Source organism: Candidatus Paracaedibacter acanthamoebae (genome assembly GCF_000742835.1).
Taxonomy (GTDB): domain Bacteria; phylum Pseudomonadota; class Alphaproteobacteria; order Paracaedibacterales; family Paracaedibacteraceae; genus Paracaedibacter; species Paracaedibacter acanthamoebae.
Map to the genome: position 1 here is coordinate 774931 of NZ_CP008941.1, position 23090 is coordinate 798020.

Annotated in this window: 24 protein-coding genes; 16 read left to right on the forward strand and 8 right to left on the reverse strand. The window is 40.2% G+C overall.

Features of this window, described 5'->3' with window-relative positions; all coding sequences use genetic code 11:
- Window positions 1–223: 223 nt before the first annotated feature.
- Window positions 224–517: a hypothetical protein gene (locus ID47_RS03530; protein WP_038463936.1), complete on the reverse strand. Its 294-nt coding sequence runs from the start codon at window positions 515–517 to the stop codon at window positions 224–226.
- 230 nt (window positions 518–747) lie between these two features.
- Between ID47_RS03530 and ID47_RS03535 the strand changes: the two genes are divergently transcribed.
- From ID47_RS03535 to ID47_RS03550, 5 genes are all read left to right on the forward strand, one after another.
- Entirely contained in the window at window positions 748–1053 is a 306-nt protein-coding gene (locus ID47_RS03535) for a hypothetical protein (RefSeq protein ID WP_038463939.1), read from the forward strand.
- Window positions 1054–1069: 16 nt separating this feature from the next.
- Entirely contained in the window at window positions 1070–1531 is a 462-nt protein-coding gene (locus ID47_RS03540) for a hypothetical protein (protein ID WP_038463941.1), read from the forward strand.
- Window positions 1532–1710: 179 nt separating this feature from the next.
- Window positions 1711–2361 carry an autotransporter outer membrane beta-barrel domain-containing protein gene (locus ID47_RS03545; protein WP_038463944.1) on the forward strand — a complete coding sequence of 217 codons (651 nt, stop codon included), beginning with the start codon at window positions 1711–1713 and terminating at the stop codon, window positions 2359–2361.
- Between the two features lie 34 nt (window positions 2362–2395).
- Window positions 2396–2542, forward strand: a complete 147-nt coding sequence (locus ID47_RS12815; protein WP_156956634.1) for a hypothetical protein — start codon at window positions 2396–2398, stop codon at window positions 2540–2542.
- 13 nt (window positions 2543–2555) lie between these two features.
- On the forward strand, window positions 2556–2936 hold the full coding sequence (locus ID47_RS03550; protein WP_038463947.1) for a hypothetical protein: 381 nt from the start codon (window positions 2556–2558) through the stop codon (window positions 2934–2936).
- A gap of 81 nt (window positions 2937–3017) precedes the next feature.
- Here ID47_RS03550 and ID47_RS03555 read toward each other — a convergent pair whose 3' ends face one another.
- From ID47_RS03555 to era, 3 genes are all read right to left on the reverse strand, one after another.
- Complete coding sequence (locus ID47_RS03555; RefSeq protein ID WP_038463950.1) at window positions 3018–3968, reverse strand: hypothetical protein; 951 nt, start codon at window positions 3966–3968, stop codon at window positions 3018–3020.
- A 143-nt stretch (window positions 3969–4111) separates the two neighbouring features.
- Window positions 4112–4828 carry a DNA repair protein RecO gene (gene recO, locus ID47_RS03560; protein ID WP_038463953.1) on the reverse strand — a complete coding sequence of 239 codons (717 nt, stop codon included), beginning with the start codon at window positions 4826–4828 and terminating at the stop codon, window positions 4112–4114.
- Window positions 4825–5709, reverse strand: a complete 885-nt coding sequence (era, locus tag ID47_RS03565; RefSeq protein WP_038463956.1) for a GTPase Era — start codon at window positions 5707–5709, stop codon at window positions 4825–4827. The genes recO and era overlap by 4 nt, the downstream gene beginning before the upstream one ends.
- 170 nt (window positions 5710–5879) lie before the next feature.
- Between era and ID47_RS03570 the strand changes: the two genes are divergently transcribed.
- Window positions 5880–6131 (forward strand): hypothetical protein, encoded by a 252-nt coding sequence (locus ID47_RS03570; RefSeq protein ID WP_038463961.1) that lies wholly within the window; start codon window positions 5880–5882, stop codon window positions 6129–6131.
- Window positions 6132–6211: 80 nt separating this feature from the next.
- On the opposite strand, the gene ID47_RS03575 is transcribed toward ID47_RS03570, so the two are convergent.
- Complete coding sequence (locus ID47_RS03575) at window positions 6212–7630, reverse strand: hypothetical protein (protein ID WP_038463965.1); 1419 nt, start codon at window positions 7628–7630, stop codon at window positions 6212–6214.
- A 290-nt stretch (window positions 7631–7920) separates the two neighbouring features.
- On the opposite strand from ID47_RS03575, the gene ID47_RS03580 reads away from it, so the two are divergent.
- The 6 genes from ID47_RS03580 to ID47_RS03605 all read left to right on the forward strand — a co-directional run bounded on the left by ID47_RS03580 (window position 7921) and on the right by ID47_RS03605 (window position 16089).
- The gene (locus ID47_RS03580) at window positions 7921–8229 is read left to right on the forward strand and encodes a hypothetical protein (protein ID WP_038463967.1); all 309 of its coding nucleotides are present in this window, start codon (window positions 7921–7923) and stop codon (window positions 8227–8229) included.
- An 86-nt stretch (window positions 8230–8315) separates the two neighbouring features.
- Window positions 8316–10112, forward strand: coding sequence for an ABCB family ABC transporter ATP-binding protein/permease (locus tag ID47_RS03585; protein ID WP_038463970.1), 1797 nt, complete (start codon window positions 8316–8318; stop codon window positions 10110–10112).
- A 126-nt stretch (window positions 10113–10238) separates the two neighbouring features.
- Window positions 10239–11420, forward strand: a complete 1182-nt coding sequence (locus ID47_RS03590; RefSeq protein WP_038463972.1) for a thiolase family protein — start codon at window positions 10239–10241, stop codon at window positions 11418–11420.
- A gap of 174 nt (window positions 11421–11594) precedes the next feature.
- Window positions 11595–12548, forward strand: a complete 954-nt coding sequence (locus ID47_RS03595; RefSeq protein ID WP_038463975.1) for a hypothetical protein — start codon at window positions 11595–11597, stop codon at window positions 12546–12548.
- Between the two features lie 219 nt (window positions 12549–12767).
- Complete coding sequence (gene acs, locus ID47_RS03600) at window positions 12768–14666, forward strand: acetate--CoA ligase (RefSeq protein WP_038463978.1); 1899 nt, start codon at window positions 12768–12770, stop codon at window positions 14664–14666.
- 202 nt (window positions 14667–14868) lie between these two features.
- Entirely contained in the window at window positions 14869–16089 is a 1221-nt protein-coding gene (locus tag ID47_RS03605; RefSeq protein ID WP_038463982.1) for a hypothetical protein, read from the forward strand.
- Between the two features lie 22 nt (window positions 16090–16111).
- On the opposite strand, the gene ID47_RS12820 is transcribed toward ID47_RS03605, so the two are convergent.
- Window positions 16112–16306 carry a hypothetical protein gene (locus ID47_RS12820; protein ID WP_156956636.1) on the reverse strand — a complete coding sequence of 65 codons (195 nt, stop codon included), beginning with the start codon at window positions 16304–16306 and terminating at the stop codon, window positions 16112–16114.
- A 3-nt stretch (window positions 16307–16309) separates the two neighbouring features.
- Complete coding sequence (gene gltA, locus ID47_RS03610; protein ID WP_232223262.1) at window positions 16310–17620, reverse strand: citrate synthase; 1311 nt, start codon at window positions 17618–17620, stop codon at window positions 16310–16312.
- Between the two features lie 211 nt (window positions 17621–17831).
- Between gltA and ID47_RS12825 the strand changes: the two genes are divergently transcribed.
- The 3 genes from ID47_RS12825 (at window position 17832) to ID47_RS03620 (ending at window position 19148) form a co-directional block, all read left to right on the forward strand.
- Window positions 17832–17984 carry a hypothetical protein gene (locus tag ID47_RS12825; protein ID WP_156956637.1) on the forward strand — a complete coding sequence of 51 codons (153 nt, stop codon included), beginning with the start codon at window positions 17832–17834 and terminating at the stop codon, window positions 17982–17984.
- 545 nt (window positions 17985–18529) lie between these two features.
- Window positions 18530–18748 (forward strand): hypothetical protein, encoded by a 219-nt coding sequence (locus tag ID47_RS03615; RefSeq protein ID WP_038463985.1) that lies wholly within the window; start codon window positions 18530–18532, stop codon window positions 18746–18748.
- 118 nt (window positions 18749–18866) lie between these two features.
- Window positions 18867–19148, forward strand: coding sequence for a hypothetical protein (locus tag ID47_RS03620; protein WP_038463988.1), 282 nt, complete (start codon window positions 18867–18869; stop codon window positions 19146–19148).
- A 503-nt stretch (window positions 19149–19651) separates the two neighbouring features.
- On the opposite strand, the gene ID47_RS11600 is transcribed toward ID47_RS03620, so the two are convergent.
- Window positions 19652–22030, reverse strand: a complete 2379-nt coding sequence (locus ID47_RS11600) for a tetratricopeptide repeat protein (RefSeq protein WP_051908530.1) — start codon at window positions 22028–22030, stop codon at window positions 19652–19654.
- A 307-nt stretch (window positions 22031–22337) separates the two neighbouring features.
- Here ID47_RS11600 and cmk point away from each other — a divergent pair, with 307 nt between their 5' ends.
- Entirely contained in the window at window positions 22338–23000 is a 663-nt protein-coding gene (gene cmk, locus ID47_RS03635) for a (d)CMP kinase (RefSeq protein ID WP_038463994.1), read from the forward strand.
- The last annotated feature ends 90 nt before the right edge of the window (window positions 23001–23090 follow it).

Genomic DNA, 23090 nt, shown 5'->3' on the forward strand with positions numbered 1-23090 from the left:
TTCTTTTCCCGGCCGAAGAGCCGGGAAAAGAGGCTCTTTCCAAGCAACAGAAGGACAGCCCGGAAACTCGAGCTCCTACCGGGTATCGTTTGTCATTTCGAGTTCCCGGCTCTTCGCTTAGCTGCGGTCGGAAAAAAAGACGTGAATTATAAATAAATCAACACAAAAAAAAACCAAGCAGAGTTTTTTCTACTTGGCTCATAATTTAAGATCTTAAAGGTAATTACTGGCGCGGACGATAGAGCCCAACAATTTGATTAATCATATTTTCCGTCATAACATCGCGATGATGGCGAGCTAGAAAACGGCGAATCATACGTATATTATAGTCATATAACTCCCTCCCACCCACGCTAGACATGTCAAAACTTAAAAATTTTCGACGAAAATGGGGGGCTAACTCTTGGTCCATTTTGTATTCACCGCAATCATGGCAGTGAACATCGATGATATTGTTTTCTTTAATTTCATCGTGTCTGTGTAACTTAAAGTTACAAATGGGGCATGGATTTGTCATTGTCTACTACCTTTTGGCATTACATTCTATCTTTACCGTATCACTTATATATTAATGTTTTACTAAAATTATTTAATTTTCAAGCTAGAATACAATCCCTTAAAAAAAACCTTCTTCATCCATATTAATAAATTTAATTAAATTTGACTAAATTTGAGCAGTAGAGAAAACTTATACCAAACACCCCGTATAAAATAATTTTAAAATTTGTTGTCAGGAGAAGGACTGAGATGAAGCAATCTAAAACACCAACCCCCTACAAGAAAACCACCGCTCTTAAATTTATTGCAACACTCTTACTTCTGAGCACTCCTGTACAGGCTGCACTCGATATTTATTCAGCGAATACTAATATTGTTGCTGATGCTGAGTATCCGGACGCTTATGACGGCGTAAGAATAAGGCCTGGTGTGACCCTTACGAATGGAGCGAACTTAGACTTTTTAGCTGGCTCCTCTCTTGTTTTTGACATTGTCAGCTATAGTGTTGGTACAATTAATAACCTTTCAGGGACAAGGGGTAACCTTCTTCGCTGAAGGCTCTTCAATTATTATGAATGTGGTGGGAACCCCACCCCCTAATGGGACATATGAGTTAGTCCGAGGAAAGGTAGGAAACGAAGGGCCACTACGAGTTATCCTTCAAAATTATTCCGACGCCACTCTGATAACAAGTTATGTTGCTGATATAAATGGATATATACGAGCCACTATTATCAACTACAACCGCCCCTCTGTTACGCAAACCGTCATCGATCAAACAATCACAACCTCTGATACGATTTTTAATCGAAATATCATAGACAATATCCCCTTAACATCTTGTTGCTCTCCAGTGTCTTGCCGCCCTTCTGAAACATCCCGGACCTTGGATTATAGCACGGCTCCCACAATTGCAAAGACCCTGCATCGCTTTGTAGGAGCGAACCATGATATGACGTCTTACAAATACACTCCCCTGTTAGCTCTGCCAGGCCTTAAAGAACGTCAAACAGACCTGACTAAAAGTCATTAATGAAGGACAGTTACCAACTTCACAATTTACTTTACCCCATAAAGGAATACGGGTGTGGATGACCGGAATTTATAACCACTTCTGGAATAAATTAAGTCATCTAGACTACAAAGCGCAATCAAAAGGATTCCAAATAGGTATCGATTCCACCACGACCCGCCTTCCCATTGGAGTATCTTTTGCTTATATGGCCAGAAGTAGCAAGAGTCAGTATTGGCCGCAATAGAACCAGCCAACTCGGATTATATGGTGGATATGGTCTTAATAATTTTATGGTTTTCGGAACGGCGTCTTATATTCATGGCCATAATAAGCTTGGAAATTTTACTAAGAAGCATTTTACGACCAATTCTTTTAGCGCCTATGTAAGGGGAAGTTATTCTCATCGACTTCCGGGCAAGAATATTCTAGAACCGTTAATTGCTTTAAGTTATGGCCATACATGGGTCCCGACAATCCACGAATTAGGATCGATGCTCACCCGTACCACTAAGGCAAAAGAATCTAACTCTGTTCGCTCAGAATTGGGTGTAAGATGGAGTCACTTTCTGGGACTCGACAATAAAGCCCAAACCCCAGTAAAGCTCTATATCCAAGCTTTGTGGAAACACAATTATAGGAACAAGCAAAAAACCGGCAATATGCAGTTTATTGGCAGTAATTTCATTACAACCTCTTTAGGACAGCGCCAAGCCAAAAATACTGCTGATGTGGGGATAGGAATTATTGTCCGAAAGGATGACATTGATCTCTCCTTATCCTATGGCACCAGTTTTGCCAAAGAAGTACAAAACCATACAGGTATGGCTGGCATTCGAGTCAAAATTTAAGAGCATTATTTTAAGTAACGATAAGGAGAAAAAAATGGAAAGAAAGTTGAGAAAAATATTATTTTTTGTCGCAATGAGTGGCTTAAGTATTTGCTTACAGGGCTGTACCGATAGCTATAATTTAGAGTTGGATGACAGTATAAATAAGGCTGCTTCCCATCATAACTGTTCCCCTAATTAAAAAGAGGATAAGAATGAAAAAAATTTTAGTTTCTTTGATTGTAACAATCCCTTTTTTATCTTCCTGTTATGATTTTACGGTATATTCGGGAGATCAAACTATAACATCTTTTGATGAGAATGATTGTAATGATGATACAGGCTGCGAGAATAAAACAGCAACCTATAATAAGCAGGACCAAACTTTTACAATAAAGAATACAGATGGAAACAAACAGACATCTACTTTTAAACAAACCAACGAAGAGACCACTGGTATATTTGGCGAGCAAATATTTACTTTAAGTGAAACATCCCGCACAATTACTTGTCCCAATGGCAAAACAACCACTTTCTACCCTGAGGATAATGCCACTCCGCCTGCTCCCCCTGCCAAAGTTTGGACTAAACTGTAATAAACTTTAGCATTTGAACAATAAAAGGCTGATCGTCATTGCTGAAAAACATATATTATCAGCCCTTTATTAATTATCACATTAGTTAAACATACCTGAATGTGTTTCTCCTTTCTTTCTCATTAACTGAAATTTTTTATTAAATAAAGTAAATACTTTTCCAATTGCCCAGTTCTTTAATTTTTTATGAAAGGCGAGCACTGACTTAGGGAGAGGAGATGCGTCAACTCTTTCATCAAGGGTTTGCAACGTAAGCTCCATGGTGAAAACACCTTCATCGCCATTGACCAGGACCTCACACCGAGAACTAAAATCTCCTAAACCAGCCAGATAGGAGATATAATTGCCAAACTTATAGCTTATTTCTGTATCCGATTCTTCCTCTTCTTCTCGTTTACGCTTTAACTCTTTTTCTGTATGTTTAATGCTATCGGAAAATCCCGCAACGAATTTCTCTTTATCAATTCCACTCTCTATTAATAAATTAATGAGGGGAGCCGGGATTTGCCCTTCATTTTCTGTAAGTCGCTCTACGGTCCCTATTACTGCTTCATAATAATCGATGTTAGAAAAATCATAGGATAATCTTCTTTTTTTCTGAGGACTTCTTTCATTTGCTACATCCTCAGGTACCCTATTGTGTAAATCGCAAAGCAATTGATCGAACATTGCCTCGTCACCAAATGTTACAATTTCTTCTGTGGGTCCAACTTTCTGTTGAGGATCATAACATATCCGGAAAGATAAAGCTTTACGACCATAACCTTTGTCAAAATTGGCATCCTCTTGCTGCGGAAATTCTAATACTTCTGTTTTTTTAACTTCAAAGACAGTTATGTAATTAAATGGATCATTAAGAACGCGTTTATCATCCACCTTTACCCGCAACATATTTGAAATTGCTGCTGAAGGTGGTGACGGTGAATTCGAAGCTACACTCCCGGCTTCGCAAGCATTAGCCTCTATGGCGCCGCTCAGAATCATTACAATCATAATCTGTATTTTTGTAAAGTAGTTGATATGCATTAGCATGTTTATTCCCCCCTTAAATAGCTTATCCTTACTTAGAGCTACTCTAAATTACTTTTTACCAAAATTTTAGGATATTTTACCTCTATTAAAAGAGCAAGATTATTTGTAAAGCTTAAAATATAAGAAAGGAAAAACCAAAAATTTCAATCAGACAGATCTAATAGCTGAGTTAAGCGCTGGCGGTGATCAGGTAAGATGCTATTGAAAAAATATTTAGCTAAAAAATAACCACTCATCTTCAAAGATTTAGCGATATCGTCCGCCTCCGCTATTCCTTCATCGCCAGATATAATAAACTTCGGAATTTCAAATAATTTATTGGCGTAAGGCAAGCCCGCCTCTCGACTGACAGCACAGCCAGATTTAGGGGAAACATAAGTTAAATCATCTTGTCTCCCCGTGGCTGCACACTGCGATAAATCCAGACCGTAACCTAAAGCTTCCAATAACCGCAACTCAAATATTGCATAATCCTTTAACCAGCCTGAGCCCGGATCTGCCAGTTTTTGCATCAAATTCACTACCATATCATAAATTAACGAATAAGGATGCCGTTCTGCCAACAAGCGATCCAAAATGGTCAACAGTGATACCATAGCCGTCAACCGCAGCGAATCTGGCATGATCCGGGCAAGGGGTGAATGAACAAGCTCTAATTGAAATGCCCCTAAATGTTCGGATAATCGTGCCGACCATTGAGCCTGTACGGTATTGCCGGGTTGCAATATTGGTCGATTACGGGAGGATATTCTGATAATACCGGCATGACGGCCATGGCTGCGGGTTAAAAGAGAGACAACAGCAGAGTTTTCCCCATGCTGCCGCAAACTTAAGATTACCCCGTCCTCTTGCCATTTCATGCGTTAAAATCAAGGCCGATATTGCGATAGAAAGATGATTTTTCTGACCAATTTTCAGCCACCTTGACGTATAAATAAAGGTGGACTTGACGTCCTAACAGCTGTGATAGCTCTTCACGGGCTGCCTGACTAATCTCTTTAATTTTTGCCCCCCGCTTCCCCAGAATAATAGACTTTTGGCCATCGCGGTTCACATAAATAACCTGATTAATCTTAACACTGCCATTATCAAATTCTTCCCATGCTTCTGTTTCTACGAAGGTTTCATAAGGAAGTTCTTGATGCAATTGGTGATACAATTGCTCACGAGTGATTTCTGATGCCCATAATCGTTGCGGCATGTCAGTAATATCATCTTCCGGAAACATCCAAGGTCCAGCGGGCGCTTTGGATACGAGATAGGCCATTAAGTCAGGAACACCATCTCCCGTTAGGGCAGAGATCATAAATATTTCAGTAACTTGCTCGTATTGGTGATAAGTTTCTGCCAACTTGAGCAAACGCGCTTTATCGACCGCATCCACTTTATTTAAAACCAGAATGACCTTACACCCCTCTAGACCTTTAAGGATTTCTTGGCTGCGGGATTGAATTTTTTGGCTAGCATCAACAATAAGGATTGTTTGGTCTGCATCGCGACCAGCGTCCCAAGCGGATGCCACCATGGCCCGATCTAAACGCTTCTTCGGGGCAAAAATACCTGGGGTGTCAATTAAGACAAGCTGAGCATCACCGGCCATTGCAATCCCTAAAATCCGTTGACGCGTTGTCTGAACCTTGGGTGAAACAATTGATACTTTTTGGCCAACAAGCTGATTAATTAAGGTTGATTTTCCAGCATTAGGTTCCCCTAGAACCGCAATAAATCCAAACTGAGTCATTCTTTTTCCTTTAAATTTTCCCTTATTATGGCAGCAAACCTCAAAAATGCAACAATTCAAAAGCTTATCATATTATTTTACCTTTTTATTCTTAATTAAAATAAAATCTCGCCAATCTATTCTATTTTTGCTATACTTCCGTTAAAATTAATAATAAATGAGTATGAAAATTGAAAAAACTTCTTTTATTGTGTGCTAACTTTGTATTTTTCTCCCATGGTCAAGCCAACCAAACAGATATTTTAAGCGACCTAGCCCAGCAGGGACAGATTACGCCACAAGAATATAATGATTATCAAAACAAAATTAAAAATTTTACCGACTTATGTAACGAAAAAGCTTATAAGGGTACCTCAACATTCACGTCTGCGGAAATTGATGCTTTTTGGAACTTGGTTGATGAATTAGTCGCTAAAAATTAATCTGATAAGAAAGCTAAGTAGCCACAGTCTTAAATTTAGGTGTTAGGCTGATAAATCTATCAGCCTAACAAGAATTTCATTTATTTTTTGCTGTGCTCTAGATACTTAAGGAAACCAGCCCGTTCCAAAAGAAGATAAGCTCTTTCCCAATAATACGTATTTTTCGGCAATATTGTTGCCCTATCGCCATGTAAGGTATGCATGGGAACAGCAACCATTTTACCACTAAAAATATTGGGAATAGCAAAGTGAACATTTTTACTTCCCCTTATAACACTTCCCTTCATCTTCTTTATAACCTTAATAAAACTTTCCATAGAAACTTGTTCTTGACGAGTGTGAAGGTTAAGCTGAAGCAGATTTCTTATAGTCGTCCAATGTTTATCCTTTAATCTCGACAGTATTGCTAATTGAGGTTGGGGACCATCAACCGTTGGACATAAAACTTCAACAGTTAATTTTGCTGATTTATTTTGATACTTTTTCCATGGCTCTAGGTCGTACTTTTCATCAACATTATCTTCGCTCGCCTTTTCAGTACCTTCCTCTTCTCCCTCGTGAATCTCACTACATTGAAGCTTGCCATCCCCTTTCTTAACATCTTCAACAGTGGGGAAAGCAATAGTATCAGCTGCATCATCTTGAGGCTCTAAAATCAGATCAAACAGCTCTTCTCTTCCCTCCGATTCAGGTGTATAAACTGTTAAAGCATCGATGTCTTGCTGAGAAATTTTCTCATACTGAGAAGCAAGGGGGGAGACTGACTTCTTTTTTGCTCGTTGTTTTTTGGGAGAAATAACATTTTCATTCTTTTTTTGTAAAGCTGCTTTCTTACTATTTATCGCCTTGATATGATCTTGCAAAATCTTAATGAGTATACCAGCAAAACCAGAAGTAACCACCTCGAGATTCTTATAGTCTTGAATTTGATAGCGGTTGTTCTTCAATTCTTTATTAATTCTTGGATTAGTACTATGTGTATATAATTGACGCAAAAATTGATGGTCTTTAGCTTCTTTTTTTACTGTAGCGACTAAAGAGAGCAATATTTCTTCTAAGGAGTTTGATTTTGCCCAGCCATCAGTTATACTTTTCTCTAGGTTTGCCAATATTTTGATAGTTTGCGCTAAGTTTTTATAAGCTGTATAAGCATCACATTCAGGTTTTTTATCCTCGGAGCCAAAGAGACTAAGGCGGAGCGACAGATCGGACCGATTTTCAGGCTTGTCTAAAATACTAACAATAATCGCCAATCTTTTATTCGATGCTAACAGTTCCTGCGTTGAGTTTTCCCAGAATTCTTTTTCAGACTGAACCAAAGCGTGAATTAATGATGTAGTTTCTTCTTCTGTTCTAAACTCGGGGGGTACGAAATTGTTTTCACGGCTTGTACTAAGCTTTTTTAAGCTATAATTCCCAAGATTATGATCCTCCAACGCAGTAGCATGCATCGGTCCAATTAAAGAATTAATTATCAAAACTTTATTTATAAATTTCATTTTATTACTCGTTATATATTTATCCTTTCTTAAATGGTAACTGTTTATTTATTGTTCAAGAGGCATAGATAACCTTCCTTATTTTTTTTGATAATCGCCTATCTTTTTAAAAATGAGAAAAATTTTAGGATAAATAAGTCATTAACTGCCAAAGTTAAAAGTCTGAAAAACCATCCGGCGCGTTTAAAAGATAAAAGGCTAATTACCCATCATCTTTTAAATAAAATATCGCCAAACCATTCCAATTTTGGTATATTTCATTTAAAATTATTTATAAATGAGTAAAAAATTTGAAGAAATTTATCTTACTTTGGAGCCTTCTCACTTTCTTCTCTGCCAATGCTGAAGAAGCGGATTGGGAACCGGACTTGTTAGGAAGAATGTATGCGCAGGAACTGCTAACCTTAGAAGAAGCCAGCGCTTATCACAATCAGATTCAGGATTTCCTTCGGGCTGCTGGGGAACAATTTGATCCTAACCTCGGTCTCTTTCCTGACGAAGTAGTTGATAGGTTTTGGGAGATCATCGAGGCACTAGAGAATAAAATTCCGCAGAAGCATGGTGAGGATTTAGAGTTAGCGCAAAAACCTTCTGTGTGACTTAAGCTCCCTTTTTTAAGAGCTCAAAATAGATAGGTTATCATTTCCCTTGCCCCTTCTTCGGGTTTCTGTAACAATACCTTATTATGGCAGGAACACCGATACCCCCCTCAGATAACAAATTTAATTTCAGCTATATGACGCGGCTGTGGCCGCATCTATGGGCAACGAACGCTTCTGTTAAAGTAAGATTTGGCATTGCCTTAGTCCTTCTGATCGCTAGTAAAGTCTTGCTGCTCTATGTGCCCTTGCTCTATAAAGCTGCGGTTAATGCTCTCTCACCTGAGCTCGGGGCTGTCACTGTTGTTCCTATCTTTATCATTTTAGCTTATGGGTCGGCTCGTCTAATATCGCAACTCTTTGGAGAAATTCGCGACGCAGTTTTTGCAGAAGTGACCCAAGCTGCCATTCGAGAGATTGCTCTCATTGTTTTCAAGCATATTCATGCTCTGTCCTTGCGGTTTCACTTAGAACGACAAACGGGGGGCTTAAGTCGCGTTATTGAACGCGGCACCAAAGCGATTGAAACTTTATTGACATTTTTAACTTTCAATATTATCCCCACAATTCTTGAAATTCTGCTGGTTGCCATCTTATTTGCGTACATGTATGGTATCAGCTTTGCTAGCGTCATTATCTTGACTCTTGGCGCTTATATCATTTTTACTCTGATGATCACCGAATGGCGTATAAGTTATGTCAGAACCATGAATGAGACTGATAACGAAGCCACGACAAAGGCTGTTGACAGCCTTCTTAATTACGAAACAGTTAAATATTTCAATAATGAAGACCATGAAGCCTATCGTTTTGGCCGTGCCTTAGAGCGCTATAAAATCGCGGCTGTTAAAAATCGGTTGGGGTTATCCCTTCTAAACTCTGTCCAAGCGTTTGTGATTACCATTGGTTTGGTTATTATCATGCTCATGGCTGGATTTAAAGTTAAAGACGGCAGCTTAACGGTTGGGGATTTTGTCGCTCTTAATGCCTTTGTTATTCAAATCTATATACCGCTAAACTTTTTAGGTTTTGCTTACCGCGAAATCAAAATCGCCCTTGTCAACATGGAACATATGTTTAACCTGTTAGATATCCCTCAAGAAGTTAAGGATATGCCGAATGCGCCAGCCGCTAACTGCCAAGAGGGAAGCATCGTCTTTCAGAATGTTTCTTTCCATTATGATGACCGCCGCTCTATTTTAAATAATATTAGTTTTGAAGTTCCAGCCGGCAAAACTGTTGCTATCGTTGGTTCAAGTGGAGCAGGAAAATCCACAATAAGCCGGTTATTGTTTAGGTTTTATGACACAACAGCGGGAGCAATCCTGATTGATGGACAGGATATTAAAACGGTTATGCAGGATTCTTTGCGCCAGCTAATCGGTATAGTTCCTCAAGATACCGTTTTATTCAATGACACCATTCGCTATAACATTGCCTATGGTCGCCCCAGCGCCAGTGAAGAAGAAATTATTGAAGCTGCCCAGGCCGCCCAAATTCATGACTTTATTTTGTCCTTACCAGATGGCTATAAATCAATGGTCGGTGAACGGGGCCTCAAATTATCAGGCGGTGAAAAACAACGGGTTGCCATCGCGCGCACTCTTCTGAAGCAACCAAAAATATTTTTGTTTGATGAAGCAACCTCGGCCTTGGATACTCGAACAGAGAGAGAAATTCAAAAAAGCCTTGAACGGTTGTCTAAAAATCATACCACTTTGATTATTGCCCATCGCCTTTCCACTGTCATTCAGGCCCATGAGATTTTGGTCCTAGAGAATGGACAGATTGTTGAACGAGGGTCTCATAAGGATTTGTTAACCCTTAGTGGTATTTATACAACCATGTGGGAGCGTCAAAGCGCTCAGTCTCCCTCAGCTTAAGAATATTATTACCTTTTTAAGATACCTAACCTCATAAGACTCCAGCTAAATTAACTTTTTATTTGCTAATTTTTTGCTAAAGTTGGTTGTATAATATAATTTTAGACTAAGTAACAGAGGGGAATTATGTCAGTTCGTGAAGTCGTCATCGTGTCAGCCCAACGCACACCAATCGGAGCCTTTCAAGGTGTATTTAATGATGTAAAAACAACAGCGCTCGGTTCAGCTGCCATTCAAGGTGCGCTTAACGCTATTAAGCTTTCAGCTGATACAATCGATGAAGTTTACATGGGATGTGTGCTTCCTGCCGGCCTTGGACAAGCACCCGCCCGACAAGCAGCTTTACAAGCCGGGATCACAAAAAATACCCCTTGTGCAACCATTAACAAAGTTTGCGGTTCGGGAATGAAAGCCATTATGCTCGGCGTTGATCAAATCCGCATTGGCCAGACAAAAACGATCGTTGCCGGTGGTATGGAAAGTATGACAAATGCCCCCTACCTATTGTCAAAAGCACGGGGTGGCTATCGTTTAGGACATGGCAAAATTTTTGATCATATGTTCTTGGATGGTTTAGAGGATGCTTATACCGAAGGGGGCGTGATGGGTCTCTTTGCCGAAGCCACTGCCGACAAGTATGGCTTTACCCGTGAAGAGCAAGACGCCTTTGCTAAAGAATCATCGTTACGAGCAATTAAGGCCATTCAAAGCGGCGTCTTCAACGGTGAAATATCCTCTGTAACGATCAGCAGCCGCAAAGGCGATATTGTTATTAGTGAGGATGAAACGCCAAGCAAAGTAAACCCCGATAAAATCCCTCAATTAAAGCCAGCCTTTAAAAAAGATGGAACGGTTACAGCAGCAAACTCTTCCTCTATTTCGGATGGTGCCGCTGCCGTTGTGTTAATGGAAAAAGAACATGCAGAAAAATCTGGTCATAAAATTCTAGCCACCGTCAAAGGGCACGCCACATTCGCCCAAGAACCTGAATGGTTTACAACCGCGCCGGTGGGTGCCATTCAAAAGCTATGTGAGCAAATTGGCTGGTCCATTGAGGACGTTGATTTTTTTGAAATCAATGAAGCCTTTGCCGTTGTGACCATGGCCACTATGAAAGATCTTAAAATTCCTCATGAAAAGGTTAATATTTATGGAGGAGCCTGTGCCTTAGGCCATCCTATTGGCGCGAGCGGTGCCCGTCTGGTTGTGACACTGATTCATGCTTTACATACCGAAGGCAAGAAGAAAGGAATCGCGAGCTTATGCATAGGGGGCGGTGAAGCCGTTGCTCTTGCCGTAGAAATCTAATCATCAAACTAAAGCCTGTTTCGACACTCAGACCTTTGCTACAGTGATGTAAAGCAAAAGTCGCTTGTTGCGAAACAGGTTTTTTTATATTAAGTTGTCAGCAAATTGGTGGCTGAGCTTTCTCAAATTAACTTACAGAATCTATTGTATTTAAATTACTTAAAGGGATCTTTAATGATTAACGTCAAAAAATCAAAAAATAATTTTGGAAAAATATCCTCTATTTTGGCAACAATAACAGTCGTTTCTTCTTTTCCATCTTATGGGATAGACAGCCCAAATAGTTTTCTACCAAGCGAAAAAACAGACGTAAACTTACTTACTAGTAAAGTAAAAACTTTAATCGAAAGCACTTGGGAGGACGGCGTTACTCAAGACACGATTGATCACCTCTATCGAATACAATCCTACGTAAAAAACCAACTTAGCCAGCTTTCATCCCCTCAACAAACTGATTTAAAAGATTTATTAGAGATTAATTTTTTACTGAAGGTGGAAGATCCTTCTCAGCCTAATAAATTCGAATCAATCTTCAGGGATTATCTTAATAATTTATTTGACCTTCCCCTACAACCATCTTCTGTAACACCCCCCCTGCCGTTATCTTCTCCCCCAAAAACCAAAAGACCCCGGGCATCTTCAATTATCTTTAATGAAGAGAAGCAAAAACATCAATTTCCCCAGATGCAGAGCCCGTTTTTCAATTCACTCTTTGCGAGTTTTAACTCATCAACTCCTACCGTAAGTTCCCAGATAGAACAAGGTGCCTTTACCTTCATTACCTCCCCCTCACAGCAAGAAGAAATAACAAACTATCGCTCCGTAAAACAAACATCGTATGTAGATCAAGAGAATAACATCGAAACGTTTGACTATGCGAAACTTGAAACCCCCGTACTTTTTATCAAAGCAGCTAATGAGAAAGTATACATTGCCTATGATGTATCAAAATCACTCAGCTTGATAAAATTGAAATTGCTTAAGCATTATAAAATAACTTTTCTACCAAATTTAGAAGGAAAAAATGTTGAGTTTGAGCCAACAGAAGAAATGATTGATCTAGGAAATGGAGAAAAATATCCGTTCGCTAAGATCAAATTTCCACCTCTCTCCTTTAATAAGAATTAATTTAACTGAAACACTGGAATAAATAATTAACGATAAAAACGAAAGACATCTTGCTTGAAATTTATGGTAAATTATGGCGAAATATAAGGGTACTACCCATCATAATTTAAGAACCAGAAATTTTAGATAGAAGAGTTGAGCGAATTTTTGAATTCAAAAAGGCGCCAACTCTCATAGATTAAAAACTGAGTTTTGGATTATTAGCATACGGAGGATACGATGCCCATTGCTCGCGCTCAAACGATGTCTGCCTATAAAGAAGCTTATAAAAATTCAATCGAAAACCCTGAAGAATTCTGGTTTGAAGAAGGCAAACGTCTCCGTTGGTCAAAGCCTTATTCGGTTGCTCGAGACTGCTCTTATGCCCCCAACAATCATCATATTCAGTGGTTTGCGGATGGGGAATTAAATGTCAGCGACAATTGCCTTGATCGTCACCTTGACAATTTAGCGCACAAGACCGCGATCATTTGGGAAGGTGATAATCCGACTGAGAGCAAAAGCATTAGCTTTGGTGAGCTGCATCAACAAGTCAGCAAATTTGGCAATGTGTTGAAAAGCTTAGGTATAATAAAAGGCGATCGTGTGGTGCTTTATCTGCCAATGATTATTGAAGCCGCCATTGTTATGCTTGCTTGCACGCGGATAGGGGCGGTCCATTCTATTGTTTTTGGCGGCTTTTCACCGGCTGCCCTTGCAAGCCGCATTCAAGATAGCCAGGCGAAACTTGTCATCACGAGTAATGTTAGCCGCCGCGGTGGCAAAGCGATTCCTTTAAAAGATAATGTTGATCAAGCACTTTCTCTGCCTGGCACTGATAGTGTAAAAAATGTGATTACCATTCAACGAACTCAAGAGAAAACTACCCTCCAGGAGAAAGATGTATGGTATCACGATCTTATGGCCGCTGCCGAGAGTGATTGCCCAGCTGAACCTATGAATGCTGAAGATCCTTTATTTATTCTTTATACCTCAGGATCAACCGGTAAACCTAAGGGCGTTCTTCACACCACAGGGGGTTACTTGCTGCACGCTAATATGACATTTGAGCATATTTTCGCCATTGAATCTGATAGCGTATTTTGGTGTACAGCAGACATTGGCTGGATTACAGGTCATTCTTATGTAATTTACGGGGTGCTGAGCAATGGTTGCACGACGGTTATGTTTGAAGGGGTGCCAACCTATCCACAGGCTGATCGTTTTTGGCAAGTAATCGATAAATACAATGTAACTCATTTCTATACGGCTCCCACAGCGATTCGTTCTCTTATCCGCGCCGGCGATGAGCATCTCAGAACATCCTCTCGCGATTCTCTCAAGGTTTTGGGAAGCGTTGGTGAGCCCATCGATCCAGCTTCGTGGCGTTGGTTTCATAAGTTAGTTGGCAAGGGACGATGCCCTGTTGTGGATACATGGTGGCAGACCGAAACCGGTGGCATTCTCATTACACCTTTAGCTGAGACAACGCCTCTTAAACCGGGGTCGGCAACATTTCCCTTTTATGGAATTGAACCCGCTATTGTTGACAGCAACGGTCAAGAAATTGAGAACGAAGGATCGGGCAATCTTATTATTAAGCAAGCCTGGCCAGGCCAAGCACGGTCCCTCTATAAAGACCATATCCGTTTTCTAGAAACATATTTTTCAACTTATAAAGAAAGCTATTACACAGGCGATGGCTGTTACCGTGATGGAGATGGATATTACTGGATTACGGGTCGGGTGGATGATGTAATCAATGTTTCAGGACATCGCATTGATACAGCCGAAATTGAGGCCGTTTTAAACGATCATCCTAGTGTTGTGGAATCAGCTGTCGTTGGTTTTCCCCATGATATTAAAGGTCAGGGAATTTATGCCTATGTGATTTTGGACCCCCAAGTTAACACTGTCGTAACCGCCTCAGATTTGAATACTTGGGTACGCCAGCGCATTGGTGTTATTGCCAGCTTAGATAAAGTCCATTTTACAGCAAACTTACCCAAAACAAGATCGGGAAAAGTTATGCGACGCATCTTGCGGAAACTTGCAGGCGGGGAAACGGACAACCTTGGGGATATAAGCACCTTACTTGATCCCACCGTTATCGAAGATTTAAAGAAGGAAATTCAATAGCAATCATTTGAGGACAGATTAAACAAATATATATTTAATAAGCCTAAAATATTACCTTTCCTAACATTTAATTATTTCTATATTATTAGAATAATAGATAGTATAATAATAAGATATAGAGAACAATTATATAAAAGCTTGATTTTTCAAATTGGTCTTACCATTTATAAAAAAAAGAAAATAAAATTCAGGAGCCATATAAATGAAATATACCTTAACAATGCTTCTAACCTTATGTTTACCAGCTATTAGTATGGATCAGGACGACCTACAAAGACAAATAGCTGAGTACGAAAAGCTCCAGCGACAAGCCTTACAAAAGATGGAGACTGACCTGGAACAAGCCCTGCGTGAAAGTGTGGGAGGGTCTTATTCGCCGCGCGGCCATCAGCGAGACATTCTTCCAACCCATACCCCTAATCCCTCTTTGGAGAATTTTGAGGATGATGAGATTCTGCAAACAGCTCTTCGTGAAAGTCTCCAAATATCTCAACAACAGACGCGTCAGCCTAATACCTTTGAAGCTGACGCATTACTTGCCCAACGGCTTTATGAAGAAGAAATGTCTTCTCACGCACCACTCACTACTGCTTTTCAGCCAAATAGTTTCCCGACTCAAAGACGACTTAATCCCCAATCATCTTCCCCTATAGACCCAGCCTCTGCTGAATTGATTCGTCAAATTGAAGCAGAAGATTCTTATATTGACTCAGCCTCTGCTGAATTGATTCGCCAACTTCAATCAATGGATTTAGGACAGACCGATGAAAGAGAGCAATATGACCGTAGTGTTCGCGCACGCTTTGTAGGAGTAGCGCCCGTCAAAGCGAGAAATGACTTCAATAAGATCAAGAGGGATATCCTTGCAATTTACAGGGGGCACGGCGCGGATGTTCATGCTGGAGATGGCTTTATATGCGCCACTGCTTCAAATTTACTCGCCATAGCAGCTCTATTTGATAACCATCTGTCTCAGGCCTCTCTATCAATTCATGGTGAGAACTTACTGCAATTACAAGAGCGGTTACTTCAATTAATTGCGCCCTATAGCAGTGTCTTAGATCAATATGCTTATCAAGATGTTAACAATAATATCCGTAAAAATTACAAAGAAATTACTGATATTATTAGAAGTCAGTTTGCCAGATCAAATAGAGAGATCGCTAGCTATGCTGGCGGTCAAGGAACACTCCTTTGGGCACGCTTTTTAGCTCTTGCAGCAGAACGACTTAATGATCCCCACACCCCAGAGGCAGTTAAACGAAACATCGCTATGATTGTGGCAGAGAAAGCGGTTGAGGGTATGCTAACGCAAGGAGGTTGTATACAAGGGTTCGTCAATCGCGGATTTATCGGGCTTTTAACAATTCTCGGCTTTGATTTAAGTGATCACAGTGAAAGTAACCAGTTCCAATCACATTAAGTTAATCATCACAAGCTGATGATTAAAGAAAATAGTCGATTGCTTCGATCACACAAAAACAGACCGTACTGGCAACCAAAATGCGGCTGAACCAATAAAAATATCCCGGTGTGTTATCATTCACCCGGGACCGCATAATCATCCAAACTGACGGGACAGAGCCCCGTCGCTTGATTGAAGATGCAACCGGTTGAGGACGATAATCAGTATAAGCCAAAACCTATCTCCGTTCAGTAATATCAACAAAAGGACGCTGTGCTACACCTGTGTAAAGCTGGCGTGGACGACCAATTTTTTGCAAAGGATCGCAAATCATTTCTTTCCACTGAGCAACCCATCCCACCGTCCGGGCTAAGGCAAAAATAACAGTAAACATAGAAGTCGGAATCCCCATCGCCTTGAAAATAATGCCTGAATAAAAATCCACATTTGGATACAATTTCTTTTCAATAAAATATGGATCACTCAGAGCAATTTGTTCAAGTTCCATCGCAATATCTAATAAGGGATCATCATGAATATTCAATTCCTTTAAGACCTGATGACATGTTTCCCGCATGACTGTCGCGCGTGGATCATAATTTTTATAAACACGGTGACCAAATCCCATGAGACGGAACGGATCGTTTTTATCTTTGGCACGGTTAACAAATTCTTTAATACGAGCTGGGCTGCCAATTTCTTGCAACATCGCTAATGCGGCTTCATTTGCTCCGCCATGCGCCGGTCCCCAGAGGGCAGCAATACCTGCAGCCATGCAGGCAAATGGATTTGCAGCACTGGATCCTGCAAGTCGAACGGTCGAGGTTGAGGCGTTTTGTTCGTGATCCGCATGAAGAATCAAAATCTTATCCATAGCCTCAGAAAGAATTGGATTGACTTCATAAGGTTCTGTCGGCACAGAAAACATCATGTGCAGAAAATTACTTGCATAATCCAAATCATTGCGCGGATAAACAAAGGGTTGGCCAATCGAATATTTATAAGCCATCGCCGCCAATGTCGGAACCTTTGCCACTAACCGATAAGCCGCAATTTCACGTTGCCGTGGATCATGGATATCAAGGCTGTCATGATAAAATGCGGATAAGGCACCCACTACACCCACCATAATGGCCATTGGGTGAGCATCGCGACGGAATCCACGGTAAAAAGATGGGATTTGCTCATGCACCATGGTGTGCATTGTTATATTTTTAATAAATTCTTTCTTTTGTTGAGGTGTTGGCAAATCACCATACAATAGCAAATAAGAAACTTCCATAAAGTCGCTTTTTTCTGCTAAATCCTGAATAGGATAGCCGCCATATAGCAGAATTCCTTCATCCCCATCAATAAAAGTAATTTTTGACTCACAACTTGCCGTTGCCGTAAACCCTGGATCATAGGTAAACAATCCTGTTTCATTGTAAAGACTGCGAATATCAATGACATTGGGACCACAAGACCCGCTTAAGACAGGGAGCTCAATGGTTTTTCCATTATAGATAACTTTTACTGTTGGTTCGTATTTTTGAGCGGCCTGTGTCACCGGCTCCTCCATGAAAAGATGACTATATTACCATACTAAAATCAAATTATTTAATAATCAATGAAAGAGCTCCCTAAAATCCGATTAAAATTCAAACAGCTTTTATTTTCCTTTAAGGATTGTTTGTCCCCACAGACATTAAATTGCACTAGATTAAGTAAAATTTAATTAATATAATGAAAAAATTGATAAATTTTATACAAGATTGGTCATGACAACCACAGATTCGGTCGTTCCCATTAGAACATCTGATGCTTTATTTTGCGCCGCAGAATGTATTCTTTCAAGAAATTTTGCGGTGGGAGAAAGGCTGTTAGAACGAGTCTTAACAGCCCTCCCGAATGAACCAACTGCGCTCCATTGAAGGGGGACTTCATTCTTTAAATAAGATAATATTATTGAAGATCGTAATCTTATAGATGCGGATGCCTAATAAATATACCATATGGATACGATTCTTTATCTAAACTTAGCTGTATAAGGACAAGCTCGTACGATATTACTCCCCGCCTGCATAAACATTCTCGCTCCAAACTTACTACTCTTAAATTACAAGTTAAAATTAAGAAAAAAACCTCGTATTAGAATGGCTTTAATATTAGCTAAATTAGAAAAATATTTTCCAAAAAGAGTTATAAAAATGACCCCCCAATTATAAAATTTTCTACTTAATTAATAAGAGGAAATTAGAATAAAGCTTATCTCTGGCCTTTTACCTTTTCTATTTGCGACTTTATATTCATATCGAAAGTCCACCATCTGCTGGAGAATGCCAGTTAGCTTTTCCATTAGTCTATGCAGCCGATGATTCTTTCCTCTCCATAACAAGCCCACCTCGGCCTCTTATTTTATCACTGATAGCCTAGAACCCGAATGTATTCTTTTAAAATAATATGGAGTATAAAAAACATGCTGAAATATCTAAATGCTAAGAAATTTAAATCGTTTACTTTTCCCCGGCTGATTGTTGCAGCCCTAGGATTTATTGTAAACCCCTTGCCTTTAGAGGCGGCTGAAATTGCTGAAAAACCGGTTCATGCCGCGACTTCCAATACCCCTGAAGTTGGCCAGTTCCCACAGCCTCAAACTTTACTCACCCTGCCGGATGAGGTGCTATTAAAATTTTAACCTATGAGGATGTTGCTAAGCAAATGGGCACAGTTTGCCATAAACTCGAGCGACTACGGCAAGATAAAAATGTTAATTTAACAATGATCTTGAAGAACAAAGCTCAATTTACACAAGGATGCCTTTATCCTCTGGTATTAAATTTAAATTTACCCCGTCCTCTGCCATGCTTAAGGCTATGGTTACGCAATGGACAACACTAAGCCGTATTGATTTGTCGAGAACAGACGTAACAGATGTATCGGCCCTGGGTAATGTCCACACCCTTAACTTGCAGGGATGTGAAGGCGTAACGGATGTGTCTGCCCTGGGTAACGTCCATACACTCAACTTGAGGGGATGTAGAGGCGTAACGGATGTGTCTGCCCTGGGTAAGGTCCACAACCTTACACTATATTGAGAGTAAGTATTAGGGGATTTAGGCACCCAGAAAGTGCGAGTCGCCTGACGCAAAATTCCCTGGGGGGCAGCAAAGGAGAGTGACCTTTTAATAGGCCTCTCTTTTCTTCTGGGAGGTAAGCCGTTCTCGCGGGCAAGCTTTGAAATGATTGAGCTTTTTCTATAAGTCCGTTCAAGCGTCGAAGGGAAAATTTAATATTACCTTGAGTCACAGCGAGTTGTATGGCTTGTCCATATTGATAAGCGTCAGCGTAATCTTCCCCCTCTCGCTTCAACTTAGTCATGCCAATTTCGTGGCGGATTTATTGCGAATAGTTTGAGCGAATAGGTTCTTAGAACATTGAGCAATTATGGGGGCATTAGCGAAACGGTCGGATGCTTGAGACAGACTTGGGCTCTATATTTGATAAGGAGAGGTCAGTATTGCTCGCTCTACTGGAATGCCTCCCAACTGTACAAATGAAGCCCATACAGTAAGGTCAAAAAATTACTGATAAAAAATAGTTATTTTAGCCATGGGTATTTTTCTTTAAGGTACTGATTGCGAGCCGGAACAGACTGTACTAAAATTTCTACTAACTGAACTCTAAGTTTGATGACATCAGTAATCTGCTTTTCCCAAAACATTGTGGTCGATAGTTGCTCTTTTATTCCTTTTTCCAAGAAGATTTTCTCCTGCAGGAGCTTAATAACCTTTTTATTGATGATTTTAGAATTTTCTTCTTGGAATTGGGAATTATGAAGATGAGTTGAAATGGTATCTTTTTGAATTCCATACTGTTGGGCCAGTTCCAAAATTTCCTGTTGATGGCTTTCTGGGGTCTCTTTATTGGCCAATAAGGGTGTATATGCCTTTAGCAAAGTATCAACCTTTTCCGCCTCAGCTTTTAAATTATTCAAAGCTTGAACAGCAATATTTCCTCTATCCTTAAGCATTTTCTGGATCTGACTAAAACTTACGTGAGGGGAGGCATCTTCCTCATACAGCATACTATATAATAAGTCGCCTATTTTAACATTCTTTTCACCAAAGCAGGCTAAGTTCCTAAGTTGCGGATAGCACCGTAACGAAGAAGAATTATTATTAGTTGAATAGTTAAACTTACTTAAGTCGTCTGTAAACCTAACCATAAATCCAGGCTGCTTTAGAGCTGAGATAATCTTTAAAACCAAACTCCCAAAGCCTAACATTTTATTATGAAGAGCATGCATCTCATGGTTATCTATAGTATCTTTAAAACCAGCCTTATTTAAACCCGCATAGAACCCATTTTCCTTAATAAGCTCGTTATTAAGCCTTTTTAAATTCTTAACTTGTTCCCTAGTATTAAGGTCTAGCGTGCCTCCATTCTGGAGAGGTCCTAATATCTTATTTAAGTATTGTTGAGCGTCTTCATAATTCTGCTCCGCTGCTTTTCTATACCACTCAACCGCTTGGTTAAGATCTTTATCTATCCCTTTGCCATCTTCATAACACACTCCTAAAGCATATTGAGCAGCTGCATGATCCTGCTCCGCTGCTTTTTCATACCATTCAAACGCTTGGTTAAGATCCTTATCTACCCCTTTGCCATCTTCATAACACACTCCTAAAGCATATTGAGCTTCTGCATGCTTCTGCTCCGCTGCTTTTCCATACCACTCAACCGCTTGGTTAAGATCTTTATCTATCCCTTTGCCATCTTCATAACACACTCCTAAAGCATATTGAGCTTCTGCATAATTCTTCTCCGCTGCTTTTCTATACCACTCAAACGCTTGGTTAAGATCCTTATCTACACCTATGCTATGGTCATAACACCACCCTAAGCTATATTGTGCGGCTGCATGATTTTGCTCCGCTGCTTTTCTATACCACTCAACCGCTTCTTTAAGGTCCTGCTCTACACCTTTGCTATGGTCATAACACCACCCTAAGCTATATTGTGCGGCTGCATGATTTTGCTCCGTTGCTTTTCTATACCACTCAACCGCTTCTTTAGGGTCCTGCTCTACCCCCTTGCCATATGCATAACAAATTCCCAAATTATATTGAGCTTCTGCATAATTCTGCTCCGCTGCTTTTCTATACCACTCAACCGCTTCCCTCGGATCCCGCTCTACACCTATGCTATGGTCATAACACCACCCTAAGCTATATTGTGCGGCTGCATGATTTTGCTCCGCTGCTTTTCTATACCACTCAACCGCTTGGTTAAGATCCTTATCTACACCTTTGCCAAATAGATAACACTGCCCCAAGTTATATTGAGCGGCTGCATGGTTGTTCTCCGCCGCTTTTCTATACCACTCAACCGCTTGGTTAAGATCCTTATCTACACCTTTGCCAAATAGATAACACTGCCCCAAGTTATATTGAGCGGCTGCATAGTTGTTCTCCGCCGCTTTTCTATACCACTCAACCGCTTGGTTAAGATCCTTATCTACACCTTTGCCAAATAGATAACACTGCCCCATCTCAAATTGCGCTTGGGGATCATTTTTCCCCGCTTTTTCTTTCAGCTGGATTAACTCTGGTGAGATACTATCTTGACAGATATTGCTTTCTGAGAGCCCATCTGATGATGAAGAAATTTTTTGCTTTTTTGCAACAGGATTTTTCTGCCCTAAAATGGTTTCTTTTTCATCTTTTTTTATCTGCTCTATCGAGCGTTTAAGGGAGCCTGCTGGATGAGAATTCTTTTTTTCGATATCCATAAAAGCCAGAGCATTTGGCTCCCCTTCTTTTTTAATCGCTAGAAGAGGGGTGGCAGTATGACTTGCATTAAGGTCTTCTTCCGTAACAGCCGTAAAGGAAGGGACATCCATAGCGGTAGCAGTATCTATGAAGGGAGGAAAGGATAAAGTTGTTGTTATCAAAAACATTGAAATTAAGCGTTGCATTTCTATTTATCCGATTTTGAGTTGTTGTTATTAATTAATAATGTGGGAAGGAAAAATCAAGAGTCTAGATTATTTTTTATCACTCTTTAAAACATAAAAACTTGTGTATTTTAAGATCCGGAGTTAACATGCTTAGCCTTACCGGTGTCTTTTATGGTTCTACAGATTAGAATGAAATGAGTCTAGCTTATTATCTACGTTCTCCCCCACAAATGTGAGCCATAATAGGCACTCGAAATTTCCAGAAGCATCCCTCCCCTTAATAAGTTGAAGAGCTACCCCTCCTTAGGGTATACTAAGAACCAATATGGATAAGGATCAAAAAAAAGTGATAATAGCAATTGATGGCCCCTCTGGCGCCGGCAAAGGAACGGTCGCCCATTATCTTGCCAACAAATTTAACCTTAAAATTTTGGATACAGGCTTACTCTACCGCGTCGTCGCAAAAATGGCGCTCCAGCAAAAATTAGGGTCTGATCAACTCGAAAAACTGATTGAAATTACCAGAAATGTTACAGTGGAGGATGTTACTCAGGAGGGCTTGCGCAGTGAAAAGGTTGCGGCCATGGCCTCCAAAATTGCCATCATCCCCGCGATTCGCACCATTTTAAATCAAGTTCAGCGAGATTTTGCCGTTTCGGATCCGGGCGACCATTTGGGTGTGATCCTGGATGGACGCGACATTGGCACTGTGATTTATCCAGACGCCGATTGCAAAATTTATCTAACGGCAGACCAGGAAATCCGGGCTTTACGACGGATGAAGCAAGAAAGTAATGTGTGTCAACTTGAAATCCACCAGATGATGGCCGAGCGCGACAAAAGGGACTCATCGCGTACAACCGCCCCTTTAAATGCTGCAAAAGACGCCTATATCATTGATACAACACATTTAACTATTGACGAGGCCTGCAAAAAAGCCGCATACTATGTGCAAAATTCTTGTTTACCTAGTGCAATGACTGTGTAAACTTGTTTTTTAAGCCGGTATTTTATCTGCCAGCAGGTAAGATACTGAATTTACTAACCCCTAACCCTTCAAAACAATTGGAAACTTCTG

Coding starts and splice junctions, on each gene's coding strand:
- ID47_RS03530 (WP_038463936.1), bottom strand. CDS start 517: ATGACAAATCCATGCCCCATTTGTAACTTTAAGTTACACAGACACGAT.
- ID47_RS03535 (WP_038463939.1), top strand. CDS start 748: ATGAAGCAATCTAAAACACCAACCCCCTACAAGAAAACCACCGCTCTT.
- ID47_RS03540 (WP_038463941.1), top strand. CDS start 1,070: ATGAATGTGGTGGGAACCCCACCCCCTAATGGGACATATGAGTTAGTC.
- ID47_RS12815 (WP_156956634.1), top strand. CDS start 2,396: ATGGAAAGAAAGTTGAGAAAAATATTATTTTTTGTCGCAATGAGTGGC.
- ID47_RS03550 (WP_038463947.1), top strand. CDS start 2,556: ATGAAAAAAATTTTAGTTTCTTTGATTGTAACAATCCCTTTTTTATCT.
- ID47_RS03555 (WP_038463950.1), bottom strand. CDS start 3,968: ATGCTAATGCATATCAACTACTTTACAAAAATACAGATTATGATTGTA.
- recO (WP_038463953.1), bottom strand. CDS start 4,828: ATGAAATGGCAAGAGGACGGGGTAATCTTAAGTTTGCGGCAGCATGGG.
- era (WP_038463956.1), bottom strand. CDS start 5,709: ATGACTCAGTTTGGATTTATTGCGGTTCTAGGGGAACCTAATGCTGGA.
- ID47_RS03575 (WP_038463965.1), bottom strand. CDS start 7,630: ATGAAATTTATAAATAAAGTTTTGATAATTAATTCTTTAATTGGACCG.
- ID47_RS03585 (WP_038463970.1), top strand. CDS start 8,316: ATGGCAGGAACACCGATACCCCCCTCAGATAACAAATTTAATTTCAGC.
- ID47_RS03590 (WP_038463972.1), top strand. CDS start 10,239: ATGTCAGTTCGTGAAGTCGTCATCGTGTCAGCCCAACGCACACCAATC.
- ID47_RS03595 (WP_038463975.1), top strand. CDS start 11,595: ATGATTAACGTCAAAAAATCAAAAAATAATTTTGGAAAAATATCCTCT.
- acs (WP_038463978.1), top strand. CDS start 12,768: ATGCCCATTGCTCGCGCTCAAACGATGTCTGCCTATAAAGAAGCTTAT.
- ID47_RS03605 (WP_038463982.1), top strand. CDS start 14,869: ATGAAATATACCTTAACAATGCTTCTAACCTTATGTTTACCAGCTATT.
- ID47_RS12825 (WP_156956637.1), top strand. CDS start 17,832: ATGACAACCACAGATTCGGTCGTTCCCATTAGAACATCTGATGCTTTA.
- ID47_RS03615 (WP_038463985.1), top strand. CDS start 18,530: ATGCTGAAATATCTAAATGCTAAGAAATTTAAATCGTTTACTTTTCCC.
- ID47_RS03620 (WP_038463988.1), top strand. CDS start 18,867: ATGCCTTTATCCTCTGGTATTAAATTTAAATTTACCCCGTCCTCTGCC.
- ID47_RS11600 (WP_051908530.1), bottom strand. CDS start 22,030: ATGCAACGCTTAATTTCAATGTTTTTGATAACAACAACTTTATCCTTT.
- cmk (WP_038463994.1), top strand. CDS start 22,338: ATGGATAAGGATCAAAAAAAAGTGATAATAGCAATTGATGGCCCCTCT.